Source organism: Streptomyces sp. NBC_00209 (assembly GCF_045206345.1).
GTDB lineage: Bacteria > Actinomycetota > Actinomycetes > Streptomycetales > Streptomycetaceae > Streptomyces.
On record NZ_CP108121.1, the window covers coordinates 3,364,575 to 3,388,258 of the forward strand.

The 23,684-nt window shown below is 70.6% G+C and carries 25 protein-coding genes and 1 tRNA gene; 18 read left to right on the forward strand and 8 right to left on the reverse strand.

Annotation, left to right across the window (positions count from 1 at the left end; all coding sequences use genetic code 11):
* The first annotated feature begins 32 nt into the window (after positions 1 to 32).
* The 3 genes from OG867_RS15135 to OG867_RS15145 all read left to right on the forward strand — a co-directional run bounded on the left by OG867_RS15135 (position 33) and on the right by OG867_RS15145 (position 1,747).
* A complete protein-coding gene (locus OG867_RS15135; protein ID WP_406285810.1) occupies positions 33 to 653 on the forward strand; it encodes an HhH-GPD-type base excision DNA repair protein in 621 nt (206 codons plus the stop codon).
* Between the two features lie 69 nt (positions 654 to 722).
* Positions 723 to 1,019 (forward strand): type II toxin-antitoxin system VapB family antitoxin, encoded by a 297-nt coding sequence (locus tag OG867_RS15140; protein ID WP_003955420.1) that lies wholly within the window; start codon positions 723 to 725, stop codon positions 1,017 to 1,019.
* Positions 1,020 to 1,150: 131 nt separating this feature from the next.
* Positions 1,151 to 1,747 carry a LytR C-terminal domain-containing protein gene (locus OG867_RS15145; RefSeq protein WP_328904396.1) on the forward strand — a complete coding sequence of 199 codons (597 nt, stop codon included), beginning with the start codon at positions 1,151 to 1,153 and terminating at the stop codon, positions 1,745 to 1,747.
* A 36-nt stretch (positions 1,748 to 1,783) separates the two neighbouring features.
* Here OG867_RS15145 and upp read toward each other — a convergent pair whose 3' ends face one another.
* Positions 1,784 to 2,419, reverse strand: a complete 636-nt coding sequence (gene upp, locus OG867_RS15150; RefSeq protein ID WP_328901278.1) for a uracil phosphoribosyltransferase — start codon at positions 2,417 to 2,419, stop codon at positions 1,784 to 1,786.
* A gap of 116 nt (positions 2,420 to 2,535) precedes the next feature.
* Here upp and OG867_RS15155 point away from each other — a divergent pair, with 116 nt between their 5' ends.
* From OG867_RS15155 to OG867_RS15170, 4 genes are all read left to right on the forward strand, one after another.
* On the forward strand, positions 2,536 to 2,781 hold the full coding sequence (locus OG867_RS15155) for a hypothetical protein (protein WP_328901277.1): 246 nt from the start codon (positions 2,536 to 2,538) through the stop codon (positions 2,779 to 2,781).
* Positions 2,782 to 2,973: 192 nt separating this feature from the next.
* Complete coding sequence (locus tag OG867_RS15160) at positions 2,974 to 3,522, forward strand: hypothetical protein (protein WP_328901276.1); 549 nt, start codon at positions 2,974 to 2,976, stop codon at positions 3,520 to 3,522.
* A 10-nt stretch (positions 3,523 to 3,532) separates the two neighbouring features.
* Positions 3,533 to 4,030 carry a tRNA adenosine(34) deaminase TadA gene (gene tadA, locus OG867_RS15165; protein ID WP_328901275.1) on the forward strand — a complete coding sequence of 166 codons (498 nt, stop codon included), beginning with the start codon at positions 3,533 to 3,535 and terminating at the stop codon, positions 4,028 to 4,030.
* A 76-nt stretch (positions 4,031 to 4,106) separates the two neighbouring features.
* Positions 4,107 to 4,194 (forward strand) — tRNA-Ser (locus tag OG867_RS15170).
* A 113-nt stretch (positions 4,195 to 4,307) separates the two neighbouring features.
* On the opposite strand, the gene OG867_RS15175 is transcribed toward OG867_RS15170, so the two are convergent.
* On the reverse strand, positions 4,308 to 5,120 hold the full coding sequence (locus OG867_RS15175; protein ID WP_406285813.1) for an HAD family hydrolase: 813 nt from the start codon (positions 5,118 to 5,120) through the stop codon (positions 4,308 to 4,310).
* A gap of 4 nt (positions 5,121 to 5,124) precedes the next feature.
* Positions 5,125 to 6,249: a Gfo/Idh/MocA family oxidoreductase gene (locus OG867_RS15180; RefSeq protein WP_328901273.1), complete on the reverse strand. Its 1,125-nt coding sequence runs from the start codon at positions 6,247 to 6,249 to the stop codon at positions 5,125 to 5,127.
* Between the two features lie 255 nt (positions 6,250 to 6,504).
* Here OG867_RS15180 and OG867_RS15185 point away from each other — a divergent pair, with 255 nt between their 5' ends.
* A complete protein-coding gene (locus tag OG867_RS15185; RefSeq protein ID WP_328901272.1) occupies positions 6,505 to 7,167 on the forward strand; it encodes a class I SAM-dependent methyltransferase in 663 nt (220 codons plus the stop codon).
* Positions 7,168 to 7,179: 12 nt separating this feature from the next.
* Here OG867_RS15185 and OG867_RS15190 read toward each other — a convergent pair whose 3' ends face one another.
* Complete coding sequence (locus OG867_RS15190) at positions 7,180 to 7,674, reverse strand: RNA methyltransferase (protein ID WP_328901271.1); 495 nt, start codon at positions 7,672 to 7,674, stop codon at positions 7,180 to 7,182.
* A gap of 156 nt (positions 7,675 to 7,830) precedes the next feature.
* Here OG867_RS15190 and OG867_RS15195 point away from each other — a divergent pair, with 156 nt between their 5' ends.
* The gene (locus tag OG867_RS15195; protein ID WP_406285817.1) at positions 7,831 to 8,982 is read left to right on the forward strand and encodes a DUF371 domain-containing protein; all 1,152 of its coding nucleotides are present in this window, start codon (positions 7,831 to 7,833) and stop codon (positions 8,980 to 8,982) included.
* Here the strand turns inward: OG867_RS15195 and OG867_RS15200 are convergent.
* Genes OG867_RS15200 through OG867_RS15215 form a run of 4 tightly spaced genes read right to left on the reverse strand, consistent with a single transcriptional unit; the run spans position 8,925 to position 13,985 of the window.
* The gene (locus OG867_RS15200) at positions 8,925 to 10,496 is read right to left on the reverse strand and encodes a GMC family oxidoreductase (RefSeq protein WP_328901269.1); all 1,572 of its coding nucleotides are present in this window, start codon (positions 10,494 to 10,496) and stop codon (positions 8,925 to 8,927) included. The two genes, OG867_RS15195 and OG867_RS15200, sit on opposite strands and share 58 nt — an antisense overlap.
* Positions 10,497 to 10,526: 30 nt before the next feature.
* Positions 10,527 to 11,309 (reverse strand): PIG-L deacetylase family protein, encoded by a 783-nt coding sequence (locus tag OG867_RS15205; RefSeq protein WP_406285819.1) that lies wholly within the window; start codon positions 11,307 to 11,309, stop codon positions 10,527 to 10,529.
* Positions 11,309 to 12,700: a glycosyltransferase family 4 protein gene (locus tag OG867_RS15210; RefSeq protein ID WP_406285821.1), complete on the reverse strand. Its 1,392-nt coding sequence runs from the start codon at positions 12,698 to 12,700 to the stop codon at positions 11,309 to 11,311. Before OG867_RS15210 ends, OG867_RS15205 begins: the two co-directional genes overlap by 1 nt.
* On the reverse strand, positions 12,693 to 13,985 hold the full coding sequence (locus tag OG867_RS15215) for a DegT/DnrJ/EryC1/StrS family aminotransferase (RefSeq protein ID WP_328901266.1): 1,293 nt from the start codon (positions 13,983 to 13,985) through the stop codon (positions 12,693 to 12,695). Before OG867_RS15215 ends, OG867_RS15210 begins: the two co-directional genes overlap by 8 nt.
* Positions 13,986 to 14,825: 840 nt before the next feature.
* Here OG867_RS15215 and OG867_RS15220 point away from each other — a divergent pair.
* The 9 genes from OG867_RS15220 to OG867_RS15260 all read left to right on the forward strand — a co-directional run bounded on the left by OG867_RS15220 (position 14,826) and on the right by OG867_RS15260 (position 23,631).
* On the forward strand, positions 14,826 to 15,863 hold the full coding sequence (locus OG867_RS15220; protein WP_406285824.1) for a phosphotransferase enzyme family protein: 1,038 nt from the start codon (positions 14,826 to 14,828) through the stop codon (positions 15,861 to 15,863).
* A 31-nt stretch (positions 15,864 to 15,894) separates the two neighbouring features.
* On the forward strand, positions 15,895 to 17,208 hold the full coding sequence (locus OG867_RS15225; protein WP_406285826.1) for an aminotransferase class III-fold pyridoxal phosphate-dependent enzyme: 1,314 nt from the start codon (positions 15,895 to 15,897) through the stop codon (positions 17,206 to 17,208).
* 124 nt (positions 17,209 to 17,332) lie between these two features.
* Positions 17,333 to 18,529 carry an aminotransferase class III-fold pyridoxal phosphate-dependent enzyme gene (locus OG867_RS15230; RefSeq protein ID WP_328901263.1) on the forward strand — a complete coding sequence of 399 codons (1,197 nt, stop codon included), beginning with the start codon at positions 17,333 to 17,335 and terminating at the stop codon, positions 18,527 to 18,529.
* A gap of 46 nt (positions 18,530 to 18,575) precedes the next feature.
* Positions 18,576 to 19,469, forward strand: a complete 894-nt coding sequence (locus tag OG867_RS15235; protein ID WP_406285829.1) for a class I SAM-dependent methyltransferase — start codon at positions 18,576 to 18,578, stop codon at positions 19,467 to 19,469.
* A 32-nt stretch (positions 19,470 to 19,501) separates the two neighbouring features.
* Positions 19,502 to 20,557, forward strand: a complete 1,056-nt coding sequence (locus OG867_RS15240) for a hypothetical protein (RefSeq protein WP_406285832.1) — start codon at positions 19,502 to 19,504, stop codon at positions 20,555 to 20,557.
* Positions 20,558 to 20,922: 365 nt separating this feature from the next.
* The gene (locus tag OG867_RS15245) at positions 20,923 to 21,087 is read left to right on the forward strand and encodes a hypothetical protein (protein WP_328901260.1); all 165 of its coding nucleotides are present in this window, start codon (positions 20,923 to 20,925) and stop codon (positions 21,085 to 21,087) included.
* A 9-nt stretch (positions 21,088 to 21,096) separates the two neighbouring features.
* A complete protein-coding gene (locus tag OG867_RS15250; protein WP_406285834.1) occupies positions 21,097 to 21,390 on the forward strand; it encodes a Dabb family protein in 294 nt (97 codons plus the stop codon).
* Between the two features lie 228 nt (positions 21,391 to 21,618).
* Complete coding sequence (locus OG867_RS15255) at positions 21,619 to 22,530, forward strand: RNA polymerase sigma factor SigF (protein ID WP_406285837.1); 912 nt, start codon at positions 21,619 to 21,621, stop codon at positions 22,528 to 22,530.
* Between the two features lie 234 nt (positions 22,531 to 22,764).
* Entirely contained in the window at positions 22,765 to 23,631 is an 867-nt protein-coding gene (locus tag OG867_RS15260; RefSeq protein ID WP_328901257.1) for an RNA polymerase sigma factor SigF, read from the forward strand.
* The last annotated feature ends 53 nt before the right edge of the window (positions 23,632 to 23,684 follow it).

The following is a 23,684-nucleotide window of genomic DNA, read 5'->3' on the forward strand; positions in this document are numbered from 1 at the left end:
CGTCGCCCCCGACGCTCGTCATGATGCCGCCCATGACCAAGAGCGACGATGGCCGAGACATCACCCTCCGGATCGCCCAGGAGCCGGCTGCGGACGAGCTTCTCGCACGCAGTCCGCTCGCCGCCCTGGTGGGCATGCTGCTCGACCAGCAGGTGCCCATGGAGTGGGCCTTCGCGGGCCCGCACGCCCTGGCGCAGCGCATGGGCAAGGACGATCTGGACGCCCATGAGATCGCCTCGTACGACCCGGAGGCGTTCACCGGACTGTTCACCGACAAACCCGCGCTGCACCGCTATCCGGGCTCGATGGCGAAGCGGGTGCAGCAGCTGTGCCAGTTCCTGGTGGCGCAGTACGACGGTGAGGCGGCCGCCATGTGGAGCGATGCCGCGACCGGGGCGGAGCTGCGCCGGCGGCTCAACGCCCTGCCCGGGTTCGGTACGCAGAAGGCGCAGATCTTCCTCGCGCTCCTCGGCAAGCAGTTCGGGGTCCGGCCGCCGGGCTGGCGGGAGGCGGCGGGGCCGTACGGGGAGGAGGGCTCGCACCGGTCCGTCGCGGACATCACCGGCCCCGAGTCACTGGCCGAGGTGCGCGCGTACAAGCAGGAGGCCAAGCAGGCGGCGAAGGCCGCGAAAGCCGCGGCGAAGGGCAAGTGAGCCTTCTTGTAAGCGGCGTGGTGGCAATCGTGGCTGCGCCCGGTGGCTCTTGACCGGTAGGCTTTCCGTGTGATCTTCAAGCGCATCGGAAATGGGCGGCCTTATCCCGACCACGGCCGGGAAAGCACCCGGCAGTGGGCGGACGTCGCGCCGCGCCCGGTCCGCCTCGACCAGCTCGTCACCACCAAGGGCCAGCTGGACCTCGAAACCCTGCTCGCCGAGGACTCCACGTTCTACGGCGACCTGTTCGCGCACGTCGTGAAGTGGCAGGGCGACCTCTACCTGGAGGACGGGCTGCACCGCGCGGTCCGTGCCGCGCTCCAGCAGCGCCAGGTGCTGCACGCCCGCGTGCTCGAACTCGGCTGACGCCTCGGGGCCCGTACGGGGTTCGTTCGGGTGTTTTCCCACCCGGACGGGTGCGATCCATTGATCATTTAGTAGGCATCATCACCGGGTCGCACTACGCTGCGCCCATGAGCATGCTCACTCCCCCCGGCATGGGCGGAAAGTACCGCATCACGGGTGACAAGTACCCCCGCATGCGACGCCCCCGCCGCCGCAGCAAAGTGGTCCTCGCGACCATCGCCTCCGTGGTCGCCCTCGGGCTGGCCGGATGGGGCACCTTGCAGCTCATCGATGTCTTCACGGGCGGTGACAAGACGGCCAGTGCCGCCGACCGGACCGAGCGCTGCCCGTCCCCGAAGGCGTCGAAACCGGCGAAGGTGCTGCAGCAGCCCGCGAAGATCACGGTCAACGTCTACAACGCGACCACCCGCGGCGGTCTCGCCAAGGCGGCCGCCGACGAGCTGAAGAAGCGCGGGTTCAAGATCGGCAAGGTGGGGAACGCCACCGCCACGTACGACAAGAAGGTGCCGGGTACGGGCATCCTGCTCGGCGCCCCGGCCGCCACCGGCGGCACGTTCCCGGTGCTGGGCGCCCAGCTGCCCGGGGCCACGACGAAGACCGACGCCCGTAAGAACGGGGAGGTCGATCTGATCATCGGCAAGAAGTTCACGGCGTTCAGCAAGCCGCAGACGGCCGCCGCCGCGCTGTCCGCGCTGACGAAGCCCGCCCCGGCGCCCTCCTCCTGCTGAGGACGGCGCCGAGCGGCGGCGTTCGCGCGGTAGGCCCTAGTCGGCGGTGCCGTACAGGCGGTCGCCCGCGTCGCCGAGGCCCGGCACGATGTAGCCGTTCTCGTTGAGCCGCTCGTCGACCGAGGCGGTGACCACGGTGACCGGTGTCCCGGCGAGCTCGCGCTCCATGACCTCGACGCCCTCGGGGGCGGCGAGGAGCACGACCGCGGTGACGTCGTCGGCGCCGCGCCTGATCAACTCCTGGATGGCCGCGACGAGCGTGCCGCCGGTGGCCAGCATCGGGTCGAGCACATAGACCTGGCGGCCCGAGAGGTCGTCGGGCATCCGGCTCGCGTACGTGGACGCCTTGAGCGTCTCCTCGTCGCGGATCATGCCCAGGAAGCCCACCTCGGCGGTCGGCAGCAGCCGGACCATGCCGTCGAGCATGCCGAGACCGGCCCGCAGGATCGGGACGACCAGGGGGCGGGGGTACGACAGCTTCACTCCGGTGGTGGGTGTCACCGGGGTCTCGATGTCGACCTGTTCGGTGCGCACATCGCGGGTGGCCTCGTACGCGAGCAGGGTCACCAGCTCGTCGGCGAGGCGCCGGAAGGTCGGGGAGTCGGTGCGCTTGTCGCGCAGGGTGGTGAGTTTGTGCGCGACCAGCGGGTGGTCGACGACGTGGATCCGCATGACGCCCAGCGTAGCCGCGCCTCCCGTACCCGTGCGCTGGCATCATCCACACGTTCGGGGGGAAGGTGGTGGCATACGGACCCAGCGACGCAGCCAGCCTTGGGGGTGAAGAGCCGATGGCCGACGGGGCACAGAGCGCCGAGGACCCCAGGAACGCGCGGGCTCCCCGAAGCACACCGGACACCCCCGACGCACCGGACTCCCCCGACACGGCTGAGACCGACGCACAGCGCCGTCGGCGGCGCGCCCAGTTCCTCCGCGAGCTCCACGAGGCGAAAGCGCTGCGCGACCGGGTCCAGCCGCGGCGGGTCAAAGCCGCCCGAATGCGCCAGGCCATGCGGATGCGTACGTTCCGCTGGTAGCCCCTCCGACCTGCGGAAAAGCCGCTGGTGACGGTGGTGGAGAGAACTGATGGCCGACTCAACCGCCGAACTGCTCTCGCGAAGCGCCGGTTTCTGTCACGATGCCGAATGGGCGGGACGCAGGGCAGCCGGAGCACCGACTGCTCCCCGCCCGGACCGGCCCTTGGCCCCGAGACCAGTGGGAGAGTCACGGTGTACTTCGCCGCACTGCTCGCGCGCACCGAAGACGGGTGGGAAGCGAGCGACACGGAGCTCGACGATGTGGAGACCCTGTCCGACCTGACGGATCTGGCCCGTGACGCCTCGGTTGACGAGGACACGGTGCTCGTATTCATCGAGCAGGAGGACGCCTGGTTCGGCGTCGTCCGGGTGGACGGTGAGGAAGACCCCCGGATCTACGTCTCGGACGCCTCCGCCGCCGCCCGCTCCTCGTACGGGGAGATCCTGCTCACCGACGAACTGCTCGGCCGCGAACCAGGGGCCGAGGACACGATCGCCGCTCTGGAGGAACTCGTCGGCCTCGACGGCACCGAGGACGGCGAGCCCGAGACCCCCGCCACCAACGACGATGACGACGACGGACCCTCCGCGGGCGTCGTCCCGGCCGGCCCGATCGGCGACTCCGGGGTCCTGTCCGACCTCGGGCTCCCCGAGGCCGAGCTGCTGATGCTGCGGACGGACGCCCTGTCGGAGATCGCGGACGCCCTGGGGGCGGCCGAGGTCCTGGAGACCGTCCGTTAGGGTCCGCGGGGTGACCGAAGCACCCCACCCGCACGACCCGGACCTGCCCGATCCCGTACGGGACCCGTGGCGGGCGGTGATGCGCAGTGCCCTGGCCGAGGCCGACCGTGCGGCGGCGACCGGTGACGTACCGGTCGGCGCCGTCGTCCTCGGCCCGGACGGCGCGCCGCTGGCCACCGGGCACAACGAGCGCGAGGCGACCGGCGACCCGACCGCGCACGCCGAGGTGCTGGCGCTGCGCCGGGCCGCCGCCGCACTCGGTGAGTGGCGCCTCTCCGGCTGCACCCTGGTGGTCACCCTGGAGCCCTGCACGATGTGCGCGGGCGCCCTGGTGCAGGCCCGGGTGGACCGGGTGGTCTACGGCGCCCGGGACGAGAAGGCCGGGGCCGCCGGCTCGCTCTGGGACGTCGTACGCGACCGCCGCCTCAACCACCGCCCCGAGGTGGTCGCCGGGGTGCTGGAGGCCGAGTGCGCGGCCCCGCTGACGGCCTTCTTCCGGGACCGCTGACCTGGCCGGCCGGGGCGCGGGGCGTGGTCCCGTAACGGATTTCGGCGAACGGCCAACATGGTCTAAGCTCTCTCTCGGTAGCGTGTCCGAGCGGCCGAAGGAGCTCGCCTCGAAAGCGAGTGTGGGGAAACTCACCGAGGGTTCAAATCCCTCCGCTACCGCCAGCGAGAACCGCCCCCGAACCGTGTGAACGGATCGGGGGCGGTTTTGCGTGTGCCCGTACGCCCCTCGGGGGCCCCCGACCGGCGGAGGGGCCCACGAGGGGCGTGGACGTACGTCAGTGCCGGGCGGCGGGATTCATGAGATCCGCCGCGGAGACCTCGGCGAGCGACTCCGCCAGAGCATCGGGACCGGCTTCGCGCAGGAGCTGCTCCGTCGCCGCGCCCGTGGCGACGGCCAGGCAGCGGATGCCGGCGGCGCGTGCCGCCCGGACGTCGCTGGGAGTGTCGCCGACCAGCACGATGTCGTGCGGTTCGAGCGGCCGGCCGTCCTCTGCGGCTTCCTTCCGCAGTCCGGCCACGGCATCGCGCACGATGTCCTCACGGGCCTGGTGGTGGTCACCGAAGGCACCACGAGCCTCCAGACCGGGCAGCCCCACAGCACCCATCTTGCAGGCCGCCACGGCACGGGCGTTGCCCGTCGACAGTCCGACCGGCACCCCGGCGCTCCGCAACTCGGCCGCCAGCCGGGCCACGCCGTACAGCAGGTCTCCGCGGCAGTCGAGGCCGCCGACATCCTCAGCCAGCCGGCGGCACATGGTCTCGGTAATCCGGACCAGCTGTTCAGGCCGGTGCTCGCGCGGCACTCCCGCGATGCGCAGGAGCAGTTCGATCGTGCCCGCGTCGGTGTAGCCGGAGAGGCTGTGCTCCCCGACGAACAGGTCACCGCCCCGGTAGCGGAATGCCGAGGGAACCCCCGTCACCTCGGCGGCGGCCGCGGCCATGGCCCCCATGTGGGCCCGTTGCAACCGGCATCCGGGGCGCAGGATCGTACCGTCGATGTCGAAGATGACCGCGGCCCCCCTGCGGGGCTCCCAGCCGGCGGAGGAGTGCGGACGTGCTCCGCCCGTCGTTCGCGTGGGAGAGGTCATCCGGTCAGGCACCTCCGTGCGCGAGGGCCCCGGCCATCGCAGCGGCGGGCGGGCCCGGCAGGGCCACCAGCGCGCCGGTGTCGGCCGAAGCGGCAGCCGCGTCGGCCACCTCCTGGGCCAGTACCGCTTCCTCGGGCGTGCAGACGCTGGGCTCCTGCCCCCCGGCCATGCGGAGGAAGGCCCTCATCTCTTCTTCGTACGCCCGCGCGAACCGGTCGGTGAAGTCGGTGTAGGCGGGACGGTCGGCCGTGCCGGACGCCGACGTGAGCGGTGAGCGCAGCGGGGTCCGCTCTCCGAGGCCGATCGCCAGCGAGTCGAGGGTGCCGAGAAGTTCGGCACGGTGGTCGTAGCCGTGGGGGTTCAGCCGCGAGGCGGTGAGCACGGCGCGGGTGCCGTCGGCCAGGGTGAGGATCGCGGTGGCAACGGCGACGCCGCTGCCCGGCGCGTCCTCGCCCACACGCGCCTCGTCGGCCTGGACGGCGACCGTCCGCTGCCCCGTGAGCCAGTGCACCGCGTCGATGTCGTGGATCAGGCAGTCGGCGAAGATGTCGCCCGAGGAGTTCTCGTAACCCGACGGGGGCGGTTCGTGGTCGAAGGCCGTGCAGCGGATCATCAGCAGCCGGCCCAGGTCGCCCCGGACGATCCGCTCCCGGACGGCGACGTATTCGGGGTCGCACCGTCGCTGGAAGCCGACCTGCACCCGGGAATTGCCGGCGGCGGCCGCCACCTGGGCCAGCTCACGCGCCGCCCGGGCCGTGTGGGCGAGCGGCTTCTCGCAGAAGACGGGGAGACCCGCTTCGACGGCTCGGGGGAAGGCGGCGTCGCGCACCGCCGCAGGCGTGGTCAGGACCACGGCGTCGACCGCTTCCAGCACTCCCTCCACGGAGGAACGTGCCGAGCCGTCCACGGCCTTGGCAAGGCGTTCCGCCACCTCCCGCTGCGCGTCATGGATCAGCAGGGTGTGGCCGCCGTCGAGAGCGGCGAGGGTCCGGGCGTGCCACGCACCCATGCGCCCGGCGCCGATGATGCCGATCCTCATCGGCGGAAGGGGGTCGCAGAAAGGGTTTCGCGCGCGTACGTGCGCGCCTTGTCGTACATCTTCTACAGCCCTCGCAAACGGTGTGGACAACAGGTGCCGCTCAGCGACACGGAGGTAAGCCGTCCGGCCAGAGTGCCGGACGGTCGGCCCTGTTCAACTGTTCGCCGTGCGCGGTCGGACACACGCCGTGCGTGCCGGGCGGAGCCGGTTGGTCAAAGCGCGCGAGGATGAGAGACCATGCACCGTGGACATCGCATGGGCCGGCCACCGTACCCAGGCCCGTACGAGACGAACGGCTCGACGCCGGCGCGCCCGCGGAGCCATCGGAAGAAAGCACTGGCCGTGATGCAGATCGTACGAGGCAAGAAGCTCGAGAAGGCCGCCGACGGGGAATTCGAGCATCTGGTCGAGCAGAGCTCCCGGATCGTCGTCGACGTCGGAACGGGCGATGCCAGGGCTTCCTATCGCATCGCCAAGGAGAATCCGGACTGGCTGGTCGTGGGCGTGGACCCGGCCTGGCAGCGGATGACGCAGACGAGTATCCGCAGCCGCCGCAAGCCCGCCAAGGGCGGCGTACCGAATCTGCTGCTCGTGAACGCGGCGATCGAGAACGCCCCGCAGGAGTTGCTGGGGGCCGCCGATGAATTGCTGGTCCTGATGCCGTGGGGGAAACTGCTCCACGGTCTCGTGCGCGGTGACGAGGACATCTGGCGCGGGCTGCGGGCGGTCGCCAAGCCGAATGCGCCCCTCATCGCGACGGTCGGCACCAGTATCTGGCGGGAGCCGGTGCCCCGGGACATCCAGGGACTTCCGGAACTGACCCACCCGTACGTCGATGGGGTCCTCACCGAAAAGGCCCTCGCCCACGGATGGAAGATCACCGATTTCCAGCTCACCGGGGCCCAGGACGCCGCAGCCGTCTCGTCGTCGTGGGCGCGCAGGCTGGACTCGGACAGCACCGAGGTCATCGCCACGCTGACGGCGGTCACCGCCGAGCCCGGGGAGTAGGCCGGGCGGATATCAGCCCGTCGGGAACTGTCTGCAGTACTCGTACATGGCCATGGCGCCCGCGGTGGCGACGTTGTAGCTGTGCGGGGAACCCCAGACCGGGATCTCCACGCATTCGTCGACGCACGCGAGCTCGTCCTCCTTCAGACCGGTCCGCTCGTTCCCGAGGACGATGACCGACTTACGGGGGAAGCTGATCTCGTGCAGGCTCTTGGAATTCGTGGCCTGTTCGAGCGCGATGACGGTGTAGCCCTCCTCGCGCATTTTCTTCAGCACCGGCGGAAGGCTCCGGCGCATTTCGATCTCGACGTTCTCGGCACCGTCCCGCGCGATCTTCGGGTCGAGTTTCACATTGCCGCAGGCGATGATCCGCTCGACTCCGCAGCACCCCGCCGTACGCACCACGCTCGACAGATTCACGCGGCTGCGAAACGCCGAGCACGCGATGACGAGCTCGCGATTACGGAGCAGAGAGGTGCCCGGCTTGTGCCGGAGGTGTTCGAACATGCCGGGAAGTCTACTGGGCCGCTGTCGTCGGGCTCCGCGCACGGGACGGCGGACTACCATGACCGATCGGGACCAAACGCCTAGGCCGAGAGTGCGTGCATGGCGTCGCCCGGCAGACGGGAATTCGACGACAGGGCCTAGGGCCTGGAGAAGGCAATGAAGATCCACGCCAGGGGCCACGAGAACGTCCGCGCGACCCACGCCAAGACCTTGGAGATCACCGGCGAGGAGGACATCACGGCCCGGGCCACCTGCGTCGTCGGAGTGGGCGCCACCTTCGACGAACAGGGGATCGCCCTTCTGCGCGGCCCGGTCGCCGTACGCCTCTCGGCAGGACCGCACGTCGCGACCGGCACCGCCGTGGTCAACCCGCACCACGAGGTGGCCGACCGGCTGGTACTCCGGCGCAGCGACCACGCCTCGCCGGACACCTTCGCTTTTCGCAGCACGCTGGTGGCGAGCGCGCTCGACCCGGACTTCGTCACCGCACTGGGCGACCCGGCGAACGAGGTGACCCTGACCCTCACCGAGACGGGACCGCGCCAACCGCTCGTGCTCGTGCACCGCCGGAACCTGCCGGAGCCGCAGGGGCGTCCGGGGCTGCTGTGGCGTACGGCGGACGCCACGGTCGACCTGGACGCGGGGCGCATCCCCGACGAGGCGCGTACGGCCCTGGCGGACGGCGGTGTGATCGCCGCTTCCTTCTCCGGCCCGCTGGAGGACGTCTCGCAGACGGCAGGCGCCTGGCTGGCCGAGGCGGCCGGGCACGGCACCCGGTTCGCGGTGCCGGCCGACGCGACCGGGACCGTACCGGCGCTGCTCGCGGCGGGCCTGCCCCTCGCGCCGGCGGTCCACCTCGGCCGGGCCGGCCGCCGGGGGCTTGCCGCCCCGCCGCACGCCGAGCTGCTGCGTACGGCGCCGGTCCCCGTGGTGTTCAGGGCGCCCGCAGCCGATCTCGGCGTGCTCGCGGAGGTACTGGCGGGCTCCTTCGAGGACCGCCGGATCGCAGTGCCGGACGGGCGCGCGGATCTCGGGCACGGGGCCAGGTGGCTGGGTCTGCCCGAGGCGATCTCGGCCTTCGAGAGCGCGCAAGGGGGCGAGGAGGAGGCCGTGTTCGTCCTCGCGCCCCCGGCGCGCGGCGCCTGGAACGTGGACCTGCGCCCGCTGCTTCCGCTGCTGGTGGACCAGGGGGTCACGGCCCGGACACTGAGCACGGTGCTGCGCCCGTTCGGGATCAGCCGGCGGGACCTCTACGACGCGCTGGGCGAGGCGTCCGGCAGACGCGACGCGGCGCCGGGCCCATCCTGAGCCCGGAGCGCGAGCAGCCGGTCGGCCAGACGGTGCGCCAGTGCCTGAATGGTCAGGGTCGGATTGATGCCGCTGGGGAAGGGCATCACCGCGCCGTCCGCCACATGGACGTTCTCGACTCCGTGCAGGGCGCCGTGCGGGTCGCACACCGAAACCGCCGGGTCCGTACCCATCCGACAAGTGCCGTGCAGATGGGCGCTGCCGAGCGTGAAGTCCAGCGGCTCGGCCTCGATCCCCGTGGCCCCGGCCTCCTCCAGGATCTCCATCGCCCTGGCCCGTAGATAGGCCAGCCGCTCCAGGTCCGCCTGGTGGGGGCGGTAGTCCATGACGAGGCGGGGCAGCCCGTGGGCGTCGAGCTCCGACCAGTCCAGGGTCACTCTGTTCGTCCGCATGGGCTGGTCCGCCAGCAGGCACTCCAGCCGCAGCACGCGGTCGTCGGCCGCGCGCTGCGGGTCGCTGTGGTTGGCCTCCAGAAGCAGCCCACCGAGGCCGGTCGGACACTTCGGGTCCAGGTAGAAGTCGGTGAGCGCGACACTGGAATAGCGCTCCGCCCTCGTGTGCCCCCGGTCGGCGGGGGCGGATTCCAGCCGGCCGGAGACGGTCTGTCCGACCTTGAAGCACAGGCCCCGTCCCACCATGTCCTCGGTGTTGCCCAGGCCCTCCGGTGAGTACGGGCTCCGGGAGCGCAGCAGCAGCGCGGCGGTCTGTACGGCGTTGGCGGCGACAACGAACGTGCGGGCGTGGATGGTGCGACGGCTGCCGGAGGCGACGTCCAGGCACTCCACAGCCGTGACCCGGCCCGGTCCGGATTCGATGAGCCGGACCGCCTTGCATCCCGTACGCAGGGTGAGGTTCGAGCGGGACAGGTGAGGCGCGAGGATGCGCTGGTAGACGTCGCCCTTGGCGCCGATCGGGCACGCGAAGTCCGTACACGGCGTCAGGCTTTCGCAGGCCGGGGCCCCGGCATACGGAACGCTGTTGGCGGCGACCGGTGTCGGGATCGGGCGCAGCCCGAGGCGCCGGGAGGCCGCCTCGATCAGCCGTCCCCGGGGGCCCGGCGGGTGCGGGGGCTGTGGTCCCGGCGGCAGCGTCGGCAGGGCGGGGTCCTCGCTGGACCGTGCGACGCCGATCCAGCGCTCCACCTGATCGTAGTGAGGCAGCAGGTCCGTGTACTCGAGGGGCCACCGGGCCGGCAGAGCGTCCGGGGCGACATGCACGTCGGCGCGCAGGTCCACGGGCCGGAACCGCATGGAGATGCCCGCGTAGAACCTGGTTCCGCCGCCCAGCACACACGCCGACCACGGATAGCCGTGCTCGACCCACGTACCGTCCGGAGTTCTTGCCCGCGCGCTCTCGAATCCAGGGATCAGCTCGTGCAGGAAGGTCCCCGGCTCGGCGTGATGGCCCTGTTCGACGACGACGACGTCCGAGCCGGCGGCCGCGAGACGTCCGGCCACCACGGCTCCGGACGCACCGCTGCCGATGACACACACATCATGGACATGAGGTGCCATGGGGCGACCTACCTTTCATCAGCTGACGGGTCATCGGGGCAGCGTGTCGGGGTCGGCAGGCCAGTACCTCTCGACGTGCTCCTCCGTCCCGCCCAGCCGTCGGGCGTGGCGGTCGAACTCGGCCGCCCAGTCCTCGCCGGGCTCGAAGAGCATGCGGAGCTGGGAGGCGTAGGCCGCCGTCGCCTCGATCTTCCGGGCCCATGCCTCCTCGCCGATCGCCACGTCGACGCCGCCGGGCGCGCCGGGCACTCGGTGGCGCAGGGCGTAGGGCTGGTCCTCCCACAGCAGGACGGGAATGTCCTGCTCACGGCCGACGGACACGACGGCCGCACGGACGAGGAGGTGGTCGACGTGGCCGCCGATCCCGAAAGGCGCCAGCATCAGGTCCGGCGTCCGCTCGCGCACCGCGGCCGCCACCACCCCGCGGACTCGGGGGAACACGTCGTCGTCGGCGGCTCTCGGTTCGAACGTCCGGCCCTCCCCGTCGTAGAGCCAGCCGCCCGACGGTCCGCGCCGGTAGATGGCGTCGAGAACGTCGCCCTGGAGCAGGCGGACGCCGAGCACCGCCGCGGCGGAGCGGTCCTCGGCCGCCCGACGTTCGCCGATGTCGTCCCCGAGTCCGCAGGCGGTGTGGAAGCCGCGGCTGAACCCGGAGAATGGCGGAACCGGTACCTGGGCGAACACCGTGAGCAGGGCATCCTCGCAGGCCGCTCCGGCGCGAACCGCGAGCAGTCCCCCCGCGGACATCACGGCGTCGTCCCAGTGCGGCGAGACGAACAGGGCGCAGCGAGCGTCCACGGCCGCAACCGTCATCACGACTCCCCGCCGCGCACGGTCGCCCCGGCCGGCCGGGCGATCTCCGTGTAGAGCTCGCTGAGCCGCCGCGCCACGACCATCGCGTCGAACCGGCCGAGCACGTACTCCCGGCCCGCGGCGCCGAACCGGGCAGCCCCTTCCGGATCGCCCACCAGTCGCAGTACCGCGTCGGCGATCTCCTCGGGTGCTCGTGCCGCGACCAGGAGGCCCGTCTCGCCGTCGCGGACCACCTCCGGCAGACCGCCCACCCTGGTGGCGACGACGGCACGACCGGACGCGAGCGCCTCCAGGACCGTGCCACCGAGCTCCTCGTGCCGGGACGGGATGACGACCACCTGCACCGATCCGATGAGCGCCGCGATCTCGGGGCGGCCGAGGTGCCCCGAGAGGCGGACACGGCCGGTCAGTCCTCGGCGTTCCAGTTCGGTTCGGCAGTGCGGGAGTTCGTTGCCGTCACCGCACATCACGAACAACCCGGTGAAGCCACGCCGGTTGACCAGTTCGTCGGCGGCGGCGACGAAGTCGTACCACCCCTTCTCCGGGGCGAACCGCCCGCAGTAGGCGACGACCGGGTACTCGCCCGGAGCGCCGGCGGGCTCGTCCGTCGCGGCGGGCCCCGGGGCGAACCGGTCCAGCCGGACCCCGTCCGGCACCACGCGAATGCGCTCGGCGGCGACCAGGCCGCGCGCCTCGTACTCCTTCCGGATGCGATCGGTGAGCACCACGACGGTGGATGCCCTGCGCAGCGCGATCCGCTCGGCGAACCGGGCCAGGGGACCGAGGAACAGCCGTCCCGCGACGGTATCCGGATGGAACGTGACGATCGCGCTGCAGTGGACGGTCAGGATCACCGGCCGCCGCATGATCCAGCCCGCTGCCACGGCCACCATGAACGTCCACGGAAGCTCGCTGCAGTGGACGTGGATGACCCCCCAGGTCCGGTGGCGCCCGCGGCACCGCTGAGCGAGGCACCAGGTGACGACGGCGAGGCCCCAGGAGATCAGCAGCCCCATGTAGCCCTTCGCACGGGTGCGAATCGGGGCCACGGGGAGCCTCAGCAGCCGGGCCTGTGCGTACTGGCCGAGCGTCGGACGCTTGGGCTGCCCCGGGCGGCGCGGCAGCAGGACGGTCTGCGGGACACCGAGCGCGTCCACGTCCTCGGTCGTCTGGGTGATCTGGACCTGCATCCCGCCGATGGGCTCGTACTGCAGCTCACGGCGGGTCAGCTCGCGGTCGGCGAAGTAGTAGTAGGGCGTGATCCGCAGGACTCCGGGGGCCGACGGCCCGTCACCGTCCGTGCCGGGGGAGGCCGTGGTGCCGGCGGCCTCCCCGGGGCGCGGTGGTGCGGAGGGCCGGCCGGCCCGGTCCTGGACGTTCTGCTCAGACACGGACGGCTTCCAGCTGGTCGGCGAGTCGTTGGACCTTGGCGAACGCCTCGGCGAGGTCGTCCACCGCCCCTTCGTCGACGAGCAGCGCCGAGTGGTGGAAGAGCAGGGTGCCCGCCTGGTATGCCTCGGCTCCGGGGTACGGCCGCTCGATCGCCTGCCGACGCCCCTCCTCGTCCCAGATCCGGGCGAAGCGGGCCTTCGTCTCCGGGCGGAAGAGCACATTGCGGTACAGCGGGTCGTCCGCCGGGTAGACGGCACGGCCGAGTTCCGCCGACAGCGCTTGCGCCACCCGGGTGACGGAGGCGGGGCCGAAGGTGTCCGGCCGGAAGCGGATGCCGAACTTGTAGATGGACCGGCGGTCGCACGCGGTGGGCACCGGTATGCCGGTGAAGTCGTCCCCCAGCGCGCCGAGTTTGCCGATCAGCCGCTCGGCCATGGCCTCTCGCCACTCGTGCTGGGCGTCGAGCCGGGGCAACTGGTCGATGAGGACGGCCGCGTGGAAGTCCGAGAGGCAGTAATTGGCGCCGATGACGGTGCCGGACTGGACGATCTCCATCTCTCCCGGCGGCACATCCACGGGCGCGTAGGAACGGGAGTCGGCGCGCAACTCCTGCACACGCCGGTACAGGCGCTCGTCCGAGGTGATCACCGCGCCGCCCTCGCCGCCGCTGAGTACCTTGCCCTGCTGGAAGCTGAAGGTGCCCAGTGCGCCGAAGGTACCGACGGGACGCCCACGCCACAGGGCCCCATGGGCCTGTGCGCAGTCCTCGACCAGCGGTATGCCGTGCGCGTCGGTCAGGCTCAGCAGGCCGTCGATGTCGGCGACCGTGCAGGCGAGGTGTACGACGACGACCGCCTTGGTGCGCGCGGAGAGCGCGGCCCGCACCGTTTCCGGGGTGAGGCACCCGGTCTCGGGGTCCACGTCGGCGATGACCGGCAGGGCTCCGGCGCGCAGCACCGCGCTGGCGGTCGCGACCCAGGTCGCCGCGGGTACGACGACCTCGTCGCCCGCGCCCACGTCCAGCGCTTCGAGGGCCACGAGCAGGGCGCTGGACCCGTGATCGACGGCGACGCAGTGCGGCACCCCGTGGTAGTCCGCGAACTGCTCGGCGAACGTACGCTCCAGAGCCTGGCCGCCGAGTCTGCTGGGCCAGCTCACGGTCCACCGCGACGACTCAAGGGCGCTGAGCAGGGACGCCCTGGTGCTGTCGTCGAACTGGGGCCAGGCAGGCCAGTCGCCCTGTGCCCGGACGGGTCGGCCGCCGCTTATCGCCAGTCGTTCCATCGCATTCCTCTTCTTCGTTGGGCTGATGTCGCCCTCAATCGCACGTGTACGTGAGGGTCCGTCCTGAAAGCCGGTCAAGGGCCGCTGGGCGGGTGCGCCTTGTTCTCAACCGCTGGGCGCTACGCGTGACGCGTGGCCGCGGGAGACCGCCCGGCGGGGCGCATGCCAGGTCTGCCGCACCGGAGCCCGGCGCGTTCCGCGCTCGGTTCCGCTACGGTCCGGCCGGCCGGCGTCCGGGAGGCACGGCCGGAAGGGCGGGACCTGGAGCACGAAAAGGATGAGAACCCGAAAGGGTTCGGAAGGGGAGAGGTGCCCGGGCATGGGAGAACACCGGGCAGGGCCATACGACGGGAGACGTCTTCATCCCAAGGTAAAAGCACGCTGCCCCCAGTGCCACAACGAGCGCTCAGTCGCCGGTCGGCGGCACCAATGCCGCCGGAACAGAAACTCGCATTCTGCGAGTGCAAATACAAGCCCTTCGCTTTCCGAAAACAGAAAACGAGGAACCGAAACGCGCCGGTTTCAGGCACCATAAGCCCCGGCCCGAGCCCGGTCAAGAAGTTTTTATGGAGTACATCCGTAGCACTTGGCACTATTTATCCCAGCACAGTACGGCAACCGCACACAATGCCATGCTATAGCCCTTTTGCCCGAATAAGGCATTTTCCGCCCCGCGGGCAAGGTGTTGACAGGCAAGATCATCCCGGGCTAGTTTCTCAAACCGATTAGGCTGGAAGAGCTTCCAATTTACCCATGGGAATGGCGCAATCGGAAGAACAAACTCCGGTTCGATCGGTCATTTCTTCGTGTGTAATGCACGGAAAGAAACGGGGGCCAGAATTGAACGACTCGGCACGTACGGCACACCGGGCGGAGCACCCTCCGGAGAATCAGCGGGCGGTCGAAGTCGTCGCGGACCTCTACGGATTATCCGGGGTCCAGGTCCTCTCCGATCTCGGCCTGTGGGGAGAGACCCTGCGCCTGCACTGCGTGGCGGCCTCCGGCTTCCACTTCCTCCTGAAGGAGAAGCCTCACTACCTCTCGCCGGACGACTGGCCGCTCCACCTCGCGGTGCACAGCTGGGCGCGAGAAGCGGGCGGCCCCGTCTCCCCTCTGCTCAGGACACCGTCGGGAGCCACGGGTGTCAGGGCCGACGGCAGGTACTTCGAGGTGCAGGGCTGGGTCGACGGCAAGGCATCGACCGCCGACGAGGCCGAGGAGTTCGGCCGGGCCCTGGGGTTCTTTCACCTGAGCGTGGCCGGCATGCCCCCGGGGGACCGTGATCTGCCCCGTTCACGAAGCCGGTGGACACCCGATGACCCCGCGGGCCTGGCGGCGTACATCGACCGCCACTGCCGGCCGCGGATCGCCGACGGCTCACCGGCCCACGTACCCTTCGACGAGCTGCGCCGCACGGTGAACGACCTCTGCGGGATGACGCCGGGCACCGGCCTCGTGGAGTCCTATCTGCACGGCGACACGGCTCCGGCGAACGCCATCCGCACGGGCGACGGCTCGCTCGCGCTCATCGACTTCGACGACGCCCGCTGGGGCAACCGGGTCTTCGACCTCGCCCACGCGACGGCGATGACGGCCGGTTTCGCCACGGGCCCCGACGACGGAGTCCGGACCGAATGGAACGCGTCGGCGGCCCACGCCGTCATCCAGGGCTACGGATCCGTCGTGGACCTGACTCCCGGCGAGCGCGGCGATCTCGGCCGCCAGATGTCCGTCGCCACCATCGCGTCCGGATTCTCCTGCCTCGAGATCGACGACCCCGAATTCGACCTGCGGCCCGACCTCGCGGAACAGCTGCACCGTCTTTCGTCGCTCGTCGCTGACATTCCCTCAGTCACTTCTGCCGTGTCGACCATCTGAGAGGCGAATCACCGTGCCGTCCAACTGGCCCATGTCCGAGAGCTTGATGAAGCGCTCCCGCAAGGTCGTCTCGTCCACCCGCCCCGACCTCGACGGGACGTTCCCCTTCGTCGTCGCGAGCGGCGAGGGCGGCCACGTCACCGACCTGGAGGGCAACCGCTACCTCGACCTGACCGCCTCCACCGGTGCCGTGCTCCTCGGGCACCGTCACCCCGAGGTGACCGCCGCGGCCACCGCCGCGCTGACCGAGGTGGGGGCCATGTTCCCCACGACGACCTCCCCGTATCTGTTCCAGGTGGCCGAACGGCTGACGGACATGTTTCCGTCGTGCGAGCGAGCGCTGTTCTTCCGTACGGGCTCTGAGGCGACGACCGCGGCCATCCGTCTCGCGCGCCTGGCAACCGGCCGCCGGACCGTCCTCACCAGCGGGTACCACGGGTGGCACGACTGGCACCTGCAGATGTTCCCGCAGTTCCGCATGGAGGACCCGACACACATCGATTTCGCCTACAACCTCAACTTCCTCGAATTCCTGCTGGACCGGCATGCCGACGACGTCGCCTGCGTCATCATCACGCCGGATCTCAACTTCTACCCCACCGAGTACTACGCGGAGATGCAGGAGATCACCACCCGCAAGGGCGTGATCCTCATATTCGACGAGGTCGTGACCGGATTCCGCTACGGCATGGGCGGGTTCCAGAAGACCTCCGGCATCACGCCGGACATGACCACGCTCAGCAAGGGCCTCGCCAACGGGCACGCGGTCAGCGCCGTCGTGGGCAGGGCCGACCTGATCGAACAGCGCGACAAGACCCACATGTGGGGCACCTTCAACAGCGAGATCCTGCCCCTGGCAGCCTCTGTGGCGACCCTCGACGTGTTTGTCCGGGACAACGTGCCCGCGACGCTGGACAAGGTCGGCACCGCGCTCATGGAGGGCCTCGGTTCTGTTTTCCGGACCGCCGGAGTCCGGGCCGACGCCTTCCGCATCGGCAGCGACTTCCACATCGTCTTCGAGGACGAGGACGTCGCCCAGTCCTTCTACTGGGCCTGCATGTGCCGAGGCGTGCTCTTCCACCGGTTCGACCGGCAGATCGTCACGGCCGCGCACACGCTCGACGACGTGGCATGGGCTCTGGAGGTGGCGGGCCACGCGCTGGAGGAGATGGCGGCCGCCGATCCGGAGGCGTTCCAGGGATGGAGCGAACCGAGCGCCGAGGCCCGTGACCTGCGCTGCCTCAACGAGACGGGCGGCCTGACGGACTACCGGCGCCCCATGGACGAGATCCCCGGCATGTGGACGCTGGTCAACCAGATCAAGGATCTTCCGCCCACCCCGTGACCGTACGACCTGCCCGCCGGGGTTCGGCCGGACAACGGTCCTGCGGACCCCCGGCTCGGCGCCGGCCCGAACCGATCAACGTTGTGCCCTGTACCACTGAACGCGAGGCTGGGGGCCGAGCACTGTGACGACCACTGTGAACACGACGGGCTACTCCGAGGACGACGCGGCACGTTGGCCGCGTTCGATCCGGCACATCCAGGAGGCACACACCCTCACCACGTCGCACCGCACCGACCTCGAGGGGCAGTATCCCTGTGTGATGACCCGGGGCAGCGGGGCGGTGATCACGGACCTGGACGACCACGACTACCTCGACATCACGAGCGCCTTCGGCGCCGTCCTGCTCGGCCACGCCGAGCCCGCCGTCGTGGAAGCAGTCGCGGACGCTGCGGCTTCCGGCAACCTCTTCTACACCAGCGCCAGCCCCAGGCGTCTCGACCTGGCGAAGACGCTCCTGGACTGGTTCCCCTGGGGCACCAGGGCCCTCTTCTTCAAGACGGGCTCCTGCGCCGTGACCGCGGCCGTGCGCCTCGCCCAGCACGCCACCGGAAGGCAGGGAGTCCTCACCTCCGGCTACCACGGATGGCACGACTGGCATCTGGAGGCCGTACCGGACTACCGGCTGTTCCCCTCGTACGCCACCGAGATGGACGGCGGGCCCGACGAACTGCGGGAGGTACTTCGGCGCAGGGCCGACGAGATCGGCGCGGTCGTCGTCACCCCGCTGCCGAACCGGCACACGCCGGAGCACTACCGGGAACTGAACCGCATCGCACACGAGCACGGATGTGCCTTCGTGCTCGACGAGGTCAAGACGGGCATCCGGGCGGGCAGCGGCGGCTACACGGCCCTCGCCGGCCTCACTCCGGACGCCGTCACGGTGTCGAAGGGCATGGCGAACGGCTTCCCGATCTCGTCGGTCGTCTGCCGGGGCGAGATGGCCCTGGCGCACCACCGCGCGCACATCTGGAACACCTATCAGCACGAGCAGACGGCGATGGCCGCCGCCCTGACCACACTCGACCTCGTCCGTCGCTGGGACGTCCCCCGGACCGTGGCCGAGGCCGGCGACCGCGTCACCGCCGGGCTGCGCGAGCTGTTCACCGAGCACGGCATCCCGCTGAGCCCGGTCGGCTGGGGCCCCAGCTTCGAACTGGACCGGACCGACGCCGGCGACGTGCGGGAGCTGCTGCAGAAGGCCCTTCTGCGGCAAGGCGTCTTCTGCGACGTGGAGGACGACTTCAACATCAGCTACCGGCTGGCCGGGCGAACCGACGAACTGCTGGAGCGCTTCACGGCCGCGGTCCGGAAGCTCTAGCAGGTAACGCCCGGCCCCTACCCGTCAGATGTCATTGGAGCGAAAAGTGGCGAACACCCTTCCGGAGAAGAGCGCGCAGGATCTCTCACAGCAGTGGTGGGACGGTCCGCGGGCGGAGCGGCGGCGGGAGCAGACCGCCGTGGCCGAGACCGAGCAGACCGTCCTGCGCGACTTCCTGGGGCAGTTCGACGTCCGCGGCGCGGCCGTCCTGGAAGTGGGCGGCAGCATGGCCACGGCCGTCGCCGGGCTCCCCGACCACCGGCGCTGGGTGTCGGTCGACCCGCTCGCCCAGGACTCGCAGGGCGACGGACCGGAGATCATCGGCAGGCCCGTCGAGGATGCCGGCCTGGAGCGCGGCGCCTTCGACCTGGTCTTCTCGTGCAACGCGTTCGAGCACCTGAGCGACCTCAAGAAGTCCATGGCCGCCATCCACGACGCCCTGGTCCCGGGCGGCTACGTGTACGCGCACTTCGGGCCCATCTGGTCGGGGCCCGACGGCCACCACATGGAGAACATCTCGTGGGAGGGCCGGGACCTGATCTTCTGGCGGGACAACCCGATACCGCACTGGACGCATCTCCTCCTCGAACCGGAGGAGATGACGCAGATGCTGGAGGAGTACTTCGCCCCCGGCCTGGTGCGGAAGATCGTCAACAGCGTCCACCACGACGACTGGATCAACCGCCGCTTCTACGAGGACTACCTGGAAGCCTTCCGCGAGGCGGACCTGACGCTGGTCTCGCTGGAGGGCCAGCACGTCGTGGACTACCCCTCGCAGTACCCGGACGGGCCGTACCGCCACCCGGCCTTCACCGGGCTGCTCGGCCAGGACCCGGAACTGGTGCTGAACCACCGGTTCGGACCCAAGTACCGCAACTTCCGGTGCCGGGACATGCGCGTGGTGCTCCGGCGGCCGAAGGGCACGTCCCCGTCCCGCTAGGGCGTGTTCCCCGCCGGTCACGAAGGAGAAACATGAGTCACGCCGCGCCGCGGGAGACCACGGCGGACGACGCGTCCCCCAACGCCCTGCTCGCGCGCACGACGGCCGCACTCCACGCCGCCCCGGTACGCCTGGTGCGCATCGACTCGCTGACATGGCCCGATTACCCGCGCGGTACGGGGGAGAACGCCCGGCACGCGCGCAGGCTGGCCGACGCGGAGTCGCCGCTGCCCCCCATCGTCGTGCTGCGGCCGGGCCTGCGCGTCGTCGACGGTGTCCACCGCGTGCGGGCGGCACGGCTGCGCGGTCAGCGCTCCGTTCGCGCTCGCTTCTTCGACGGGACCGAGGACGAGGCGTTCGTCTTCGCGGTCCATGTGAACACCGAGGAAGGTCTCCCCCTGCCCGCTGCCGACCGCACCTCGGCCGCCCGGCGCATCCTGCTCACCCACCCCCAGTGGTCCGACCGCGCGGTCGCGGCCATCTCGGGACTGTCGGCGGGCACGGTCTCCCGGTTGCGGCGCAGGGACGCGGAGGAGTCGGAGATCCGGCGCCCCCGGGTGGGGCGCGACGGGCGTACCCGGCCGCTGAACTGCGCCGAGGGCCGACGGCTCGCCGGTGAACTCCTGCGGGCCGACCCTGACGCGCCGCTGCGCCGTGTCGCGGCGGCGGCCGGTATCTCCTCGGCGACCGCCGCGGACGTACGCGACCGGCTGCGCCGCGGGGTCGACCCGGTGCCGGACAGAGACCGGACCGGACCGCCGGGGGCCGGCCGGAGTCATCTTTCGGCGGTCCGGTCCACGATGCCCGAGGAGCAGCGGCACAAGTCTCCCGCGGAACTGGCGCAGATTCTGGACCGGCTGTGCAGGGATCCGTCCCTACGGTTCAGCGAGGCCGGGCGCGAGGTCCTTCGCATGCTCGTCATGTGCACGACCGTGACCCGGGACCGGCACCGGCTGGCCGAGGCGCTGCCCGAGCACAGCCTCGCCCTGTTGGTCGAACTGATGGACGACTACGCCTCGATCTGGCGGTCGCTCGACGCCGACCGCGGCCGCAGGGGGGAGGGACTCGCGCGGCAGACGGCTCTTTGAGCGCGCGGCGCGGAAAGAAGCGGGAGGAGGGGGAAGCGGCATCGGGGGGATGTGCCGCTTCCCCCGGTCACGGGGCCTGCCGCTCCTTGCCGCGGTCGGGGGAGGCCACGGCATGGGTCCCCGGCAGGGGTCCCGTTCCCGGCCCCCCGGAGTCCGAGGGGCTCACCCTCCATCCTGCCTCGCCGGGACCCCCTCGCGGGCGGACCAAGGGCCCCGATGCGCGGGACGTTGGTCCTTGACCCTCGGGGCCGCGCACACGGCACCTGACGGAAACGGCCGGTGGATCCGAGCACGCGTGTGGATAGACTCGCCCGACCCGCACAGGGGATCGAGACCGCAGGGGTTCGAAGGGGAGTCAGGGGCTGATGGTGCAAGCGAAGAAGATAGCTCTCTACGTGATTGTCGTCTTCGTGCTCTACACGATCATCAACTCCCCCGCCCGGGCCGCGGACCTGGTGCAAGTAGGGTTCGAGGGCATCGCGGACGCCGCTCAGAGCGTCGGCGACTTCATGTCCGAGCTCATCAACTAGGGGTACCGCGTGATCCGCCATCTGGTCCTGTTCAAGCTGAACGACGGCGTCGAGCGGGACGACCCGAGGGCCGTCGCGGGTGCGGAGGCGTTCCGGGCGCTGGAGGGGACCATCCCGGAGCTGGAGTTCTGGGAGTGCGCCTGGAACATCACCGACCGGCCGATCGCGTACGACTTCGCCATCAACTCGGCGGTCGCGGACGAGGCCGCGCTGAAGCGTTACATCGAGCACCCGGACCATCAGGCGGCCGCCGGTCAGTGGCGTGCATTCGCCACCTGGGTGATCGCCGACTACCCGTTCTGACGCCTTCGGCCCTGCGAGCCCCTCACCGCGACGGTGAGGGGCTTTTCTTTGTCCCAGGGCCCGATGGACGCCCGGCACACGTTTTAAACCCGGACAAGGTCAACACGGCGCTATGGGGTGCTTGCACATAGTGGTCATGTCTTGTGATGCTATGACCGCTTTTGACGGACGGATTGACCGAAGTTGACCGCAAGCCGTAGTTGTCGACCGCGAAGGGGTGGCGTCATCGTGCCGGCCAGTACAGCGCCTCAAGTGCCTCCCCAGGTCCACCAGGCGGCACCGGCCGCCCCGCCCGCCGGGCCGCCCGCCCAGCCGCCGGGCCAGGTGCAGACGACGGTCCACGAGACCCCCGACGAGACGGCCGCCCCCGCCCGGTCCCGGACCGCCGACACCAGGGCGCTCACCCAGGTGCTCTTCGGGCAGCTCAAGCACCTGGAGCCGGGCACCGCGGAGCACGACCGGGTACGCACCGCGCTGATCGAGGCCAACCTCCCGCTCGTGCGGTACGCCGCCGCGCGGTTCCGCAGCCGGAACGAGCCGATGGAGGACGTCGTCCAGGTCGGCACCATCGGGCTGATCAACGCGATCGACCGCTTCGACCCCGAACGCGGCGTCCAGTTCCCGACGTTCGCGATGCCGACCGTGGTCGGCGAGATCAAGCGGTACTTCCGGGACAACGTGCGCACCGTCCACGTCCCCCGCCGGCTGCACGAGCTCTGGGTGCAGGTCACCGGCGCCACCGAGGACCTGACGACCGCGCACGGCCGCTCGCCCACCACCGCGGAGATCGCCGAGCGGCTGAAGATCTCCGAGGACGAGGTGCTGGCCTGCATCGAGGCCGGCCGCTCCTACCACGCGACCTCGCTGGAGGCCGCCCAGGAGGGCGACGGGCTCCCCGGCCTCCTCGACCGGCTCGGCTACGAGGACCCGGCCCTCGCGGGCGTCGAGCACCGGGACCTGGTCCGGCACCTCCTCGTACAACTGCCCGAGCGGGAGCAGCGGATCCTGCTGCTGCGGTACTACAGCAACCTGACGCAGTCCCAGATCAGTGCCGAACTGGGAGTCTCTCAGATGCATGTGTCAAGGCTCCTGGCCCGGAGTTTCGCCAGACTCCGATCCGCAAACAGGATCGAGGCGTAACCGAAACGGGTAGACCGTTCCCGGGGCGTTTCCCGGGGTCCAAAAGCCCCACACCCCTTGTTAACTGCGCAGACTCCCCCTGGACTTGTCGACAAGTCACTACAGCGCGTTGCCGACATGTGACATTCTGCGGGAAGTGAGTTTGCCGCAGCCCCGCCTCCGGTATTCAGGTGGAGGCTGCGTTCCTCCGATGGTCGTGGCCACCGCGACCGTCCGCGACCTCAAGGGGGTGGCATGTCCGAAGAACAGGGCAGCTCGAAGGTGCTCACGCTCGAAAAGAGCGAGCCGGCACCCGTTGCGCTCACCAGCTCGCCGGAAGCCATCGACACCCGCACGCTCTCCCGCTCCCTGTTCCTGCGGCTCGCCGCCCTGGGCCCCGCCCCGGGCCCCGGTGGGACCGACAGCCCGGAGCGTGCCTATGTGCGGGACACACTCATCGAGCTCAACCTGCCCCTCGTGCGGTACGCGGCGGCGCGGTTCCGGAGCCGTAACGAACCGATGGAGGACATCGTCCAGGTCGGCACGATCGGCCTGATCAAGGCGATCGACCGCTTCGACTGCGAGCGGGGCGTGGAGTTCCCGACGTTCGCGATGCCGACCGTCGTGGGCGAGATCAAGCGCTTCTTCCGCGACACCTCGTGGTCGGTGCGGGTGCCGCGCCGGCTCCAGGAGCTCCGGCTCGCCCTCACCCGGACCAGCGACGAGCTCGCGCAGAAGCTCGACCGCTCGCCGACGGTGCCGGAGCTGGCCAAGGCGCTCGGGGTCTCCGAGGAGGAGGTGGTCGACGGTCTGGCCGTGGGCAACGCCTACACCGCCTCGTCGCTGGACTCGCCCGCCCCCGAGGACGACGGCGGCGAGGGCTCTCTGGCCGACCGGCTGGGTTACGAGGACACGGCGCTGGAAGGCGTCGAGTACCGCGAATCGCTCAAGCCGCTGCTGGCCAAGCTCCCGCCGCGCGAGCGCCAGATCATCATGCTGCGGTTCTTCGCCAACATGACCCAGTCGCAGATCGGCGAGGAGGTGGGCATCTCGCAGATGCACGTCTCCCGCCTGCTGACGCGTACGCTCGCCCAGCTCAGGGAAGGGCTCATCGCGGACTGAGTCCGGACACGCTTCACCGCCGGCCGCCGGGGCTTCCTCGGCGGCCGGTGCGC